The sequence below is a fragment of the Salinivibrio sp. IB643 genome, assembly GCF_001996105.1.
GTDB classification, from domain to species: Bacteria; Pseudomonadota; Gammaproteobacteria; order Enterobacterales; family Vibrionaceae; genus Salinivibrio; species Salinivibrio costicola.
This window is the reverse complement of record NZ_MUFF01000066.1, coordinates 1-4,342: the sequence shown is the minus strand read 5'-3', so window position 1 is coordinate 4,342 and position 4,342 is coordinate 1. Positions and strand designations below refer to the sequence as shown.

The following is a 4,342-nucleotide window of genomic DNA, read 5'->3' as shown; positions in this document are numbered from 1 at the left end:
TAATTAACTAGTTGTGCGTCAGTATCAGAAAGTAAGATGATTTTTCCAGTGATCTCATCCTGAAAGTCTTCATACGAGGTCGACAAGTGGTTGTACAACCTCTTGATCTCTTTCGCGCCGCCGACAGGGACAATTCTTAATCTTTTTGAGTCAATCAAATCTTGAAAGTAGGAACTCAAATAGACTTTTTCAGACGACCCTTCACAAATAATCCAGTTAAATGGAGTTTCTCCGATTGAGCTGGTAATCACTGATTGCACGAAGTCGTTTATGCTCTTTAATCTTATATCATAAGGTAGGCGCCCTCTAGATGACGCAGTTAATTGCTTTATTTGCTCTCTATAATTAGCCAAGTTAATCATATCAAAAACATGTGTTGAATCGTTTTTGGATATTACGGTTGCACTACCTGTCTCGATTGTAGGTAAAAAACCATACCAATGAGTTGAAAAAAGAACTTGCATAGCATCACGGCTAATATCATATAAGGAATCAAATTGGTCGAAACATGCAGACATATGCAAGGATGATTCTGGTTCATCTATTCCTATTATCAGATTTGTACCGGTATCTCTATGTTTGTTAAGTAAGCTATGTGCAACATCGATTATGGCTTTTTGCTTTTCACCTGAACTTAATGAACTAATCTCTAGCCAGTTTTCACCTTGCTTCTTGTGTAGTTTTCTTGTGCTAAAGAATGATTGAATTATTAGGTTATATACGTCATTCTTTCTGAGATATTGTTGCCTATCTGTTGGCGTTCTATAAGAGTATATTTCTAGCTCTTGGGCAAGTGTTTCGATGAAAGCGTTGAGGCTCGAATTGATTTCGGCAATTTGTCTTTGTGGTACGCGCTCACTCAGTATTTGTATTAAAGTCTCCCCCATAAGAACCTGGATTTCGTCAGTCTCGAGCTTCGTAAAAAGCTCCGGCTCTATCTCTCTAGGTATATAGATATAATCAATGGTCTCTTTAATTTTATCCAGCAATGGCAAAAAAGATTTAAGTTCATCATCAGACAGCGAAGTTTTACCTTCTTCTACATTATTCCCTAATAGCCTCTCGACTATCATGCGGCTGTTAAAGAGCGATATTGACGTGTCGCCCYTATAATCAACCCCTAACGGGATAATAAGTAAATCAGACAAATCTATTCTTTCAATTAATCTGTCTCTATGTTCGATAAAAGCTTTGGCATGACTTTTAAGTGAAAGAGACACATCGTTTTCACTAATATTAATAGCGACAGAATTTAGTATTTCTGCTTTTTCCAGCTCATCACCATCAAAATAACGCCGTTCAAGGAGAAAGATAGGAACTATCTGAGGCTTTGTTGACGACTTTCCGCTCTTTTTAGTAACAGTATTGAAATTCCAAGGCTTGCCATTAAAAAAAGTGTCAAGCGATTCCAAAACTGAGCTTTTCCCTATCCCATTGTTGCCGACTAACCCACAAAAATTATCTTCATCGGTAATTGGTATGTAGTTAATTCCCTGATAAGTCTTGTAATATCTTAAAATTGTTCCAATTATCATTATTTTCCTTGTTAGTAACAGCGAGATTAATTTTTAACTAGAGCCGGCACGTGAATTCGAGAGGCTTATAACGCCCGCGTAATAGGCGCGAGCTTGCGAGCGTCCTGATTGACGCGCTTGTTAAGTGCTTACACGACATTATTCATATCCACATCGTAACCGGAGTTACGCATTTCTTTTGCTAGCGCAATTTTCCAAGCGCCATGACCATCCATCGGGACATATACAACACCAGATATATCGTTTGGAACCTCAACGTCACCTTTTACTAAAGCGCAAACATTATGACGACCTAGCTTTCCATTTAAAAAACCATGCTCAAATACAACATTCTGCCTCGCTCTAGATTTGAGGTCGGGAGTTTCTTGTGACTTTGCACCTAAATCGCAAGGAGTATAAAGAACAACCCCGAAGCCAACATTTGAGTATTTTTCTATTTTTTCAATAATAGTACTGCCTGAACTAGCTTGTTCGTGCAGTATGATGGGTTCAAACCCCATTTTCTCAATAAATCTTGCAGCCTCGGTCTTAGCTAAGTCATCGTGGCCATGAACAACAAAAACCTTAGTCTTGTCATAGGAAGCTTCTTGGACTACTTCCGTCTTATTTGAAACTTGATTAGAGTSGATTTTTTCTTGTGCGCTTGAAAAAACCTGTTTCGTAATGTCAGTTGTGTGTTGGTCATAGCTAACAATGTCTTCGCGGGAGACAAACATGATGATTCCCGACGGCATGTTGTCATTTTCAAACCGAGATAAGACTTCCGTAGTTCTCTCAGTTTGCTTTACAACAATTCGTTTAACTTCATTTGCGTTAACAAAGTAACCATCAAACTGAAATTTCTTGCCTTGAAGATAAGGTATCACTACATCATCCTCAATTTCAGATACATCAGTTTTGTCTAATTCAAAAAGCTGCTTGTAGTTCCCGCTCTTTCCTACTTTCTCTGATGTTTCAACTAGTACTTGATAGAACACAGATTCTCGATCTCCTTTGCACTTAACGCCGCGTTCACTGGCTTGTCCGGTGGAACGCTTTGTTAAATTTATTATTACGACAAACCGTAAAACTTGCTAACACCTGTGCCTAAAACGTTAGCGGCCGTTGCCAAAGATATTGCCCAACCACCATTGGCTGCTTTGGTACACATATTTCCTATCCAAGTGCTTACATTTGAGCCAAACTGTCCTTTAGAGCCAATATCTCCATCGCTGTCAATTGCCTGCTTTAATTCAACAATATCGTTTTCTGGAACATTATGTTCTACCAAATACTTTGCGAGTTCTTCAAAATTGTTTGACTCATTAATGGTCATTTCTAGGTTTTGATTTAACTCACTGTCAGTAACGTCACCTAAAACACCCTGAAAGTTCTGTATGTTAACTTGCGGACTCATATGTGCCTTTTTAACTTCGTCTGAACTGAAACTTAWCCCTTCGCCTGTTACACCCTCTTGTTCTAACCTCAAAGCCCATTGCAGTATTGTATTGCGAACGTTATCTACTACAGGAACTAAGGATGTAGCTGAAAAACTTAGCCTAAACGGAAAATCCGATTCGAAAATATCTTGAAGTGATGACAGTTGAGAACCTGTAAACGGAATTATAAAGCCTTTAGCATGCTTACTTATAATGCCTTCGATTTCAGCGATTGACTGACGAAAGTGAAATATCGTAATAGTATCTTCCATTTCGTTATCACCGACATGAACAGGAATTGGGCCTCGAACTGGATTGACAGCTTGTAATGACCCCTTTATACGCCGGTATATAGGTACTTCATTATTACTATCATACCCATTCATTTCAGCTTCGATCCATTGTCTTGAATCTTCGACTGATAGTTTTATAGCAATTGCGTATGCCTTACGTAGTAAGGATTGAATTGAAACACTGTTATTCATTGCATCCGCTTGCAACTCGTAGATTATTGAACTCATATATCCCCATAAATTTAACGCCGCATTAAGGTGTAAGCGGCGCTTGGCTACACTTGAGCGAAGCGAAACTGCCAAGCGTTGCGAATCACTCTTAAATGCTTTGTATGGATAATATCACCCGTATTTGGGTAAAGTGAGACCCAGGCTTTAGCTGCAACTAAAGCTTTCTAATGTGCAGTTCGATTGAACGCTGGCTCCTCTGTCGAGAGACCGATAACAAACATGAACGCACCTTAGAACTCCAAGCACCAAACTCGAATACTCGACTGGGTCTCGAACCCGTATTACGCAAACAAGAGTTAGCTTATTATGNGAGACCCAGGCTTTAGCTGCAACTAAAGCTTTCTAATGTGCAGTTCGATTGAACGCTGGCTCCTCTGTCGAGAGACCGATAACAAACATGAACGCACCTTAGAACTCCAAGCACCAAACTCGAATACTCGACTGGGTCTCGAACCCGTATTACGCAAACAAGAGTTAGCTTATTATGAATACTGCATCCAATCAAAACTTCTACATCGGCGTCGATACCGGCAAAGCGCAACTCGACATTTACGTCAGACCAACTGCACACTTCTTCTCTGTGCCAAACACTGATAAAGGCATTAAAGATGCATTGAAAATCATCAAGCCATATCAGCCTGAGCGCATCATCATTGAAGCCACTGGCCGATTAGAAATGCCCTTTGTGCTCGCGTGTATTGAAGCCAATTTACCCATCGTACGCGCCAACCCTGTGCACATTAAACGCTTCGCCGGCGCCATTGGCCGCAGAGCGAAAAATGACCGCTTAGATGCTGAGTTAATTGCACATTATGGCGACGCCATTAAGCCTGAAATCACCATTATCAAGGCGGAAAATATACGT

The 4,342-nt window shown here is 40.0% G+C and carries 4 protein-coding genes; 1 reads left to right on the top strand and 3 read right to left on the bottom strand.

Annotated elements, in window-relative coordinates; all coding sequences use genetic code 11:
- From BZG77_RS14300 to BZG77_RS14290, 3 genes are all read right to left on the bottom strand, one after another.
- A partial coding sequence (locus tag BZG77_RS14300; protein WP_077647721.1) for an ATP-dependent nuclease occupies nucleotides 1–1,535 on the bottom strand: 1,535 nt, incomplete at its 3' end.
- Between the two features lie 128 nt (nucleotides 1,536–1,663).
- The gene (locus BZG77_RS14295; RefSeq protein ID WP_241844166.1) at nucleotides 1,664–2,512 is read right to left on the bottom strand and encodes a TIR domain-containing protein; all 849 of its coding nucleotides are present in this window, start codon (nucleotides 2,510–2,512) and stop codon (nucleotides 1,664–1,666) included.
- 74 nt (nucleotides 2,513–2,586) lie between these two features.
- The gene (locus tag BZG77_RS14290) at nucleotides 2,587–3,549 is read right to left on the bottom strand and encodes an AbiTii domain-containing protein (protein WP_077647720.1); all 963 of its coding nucleotides are present in this window, start codon (nucleotides 3,547–3,549) and stop codon (nucleotides 2,587–2,589) included.
- A 412-nt stretch (nucleotides 3,550–3,961) separates the two neighbouring features.
- Between BZG77_RS14290 and BZG77_RS14285 the strand changes: the two genes are divergently transcribed.
- Nucleotides 3,962–4,342, top strand: a 381-nt coding sequence (locus tag BZG77_RS14285) for an IS110 family transposase (protein WP_158011453.1), incomplete at its 3' end; no start/stop codon positions are given.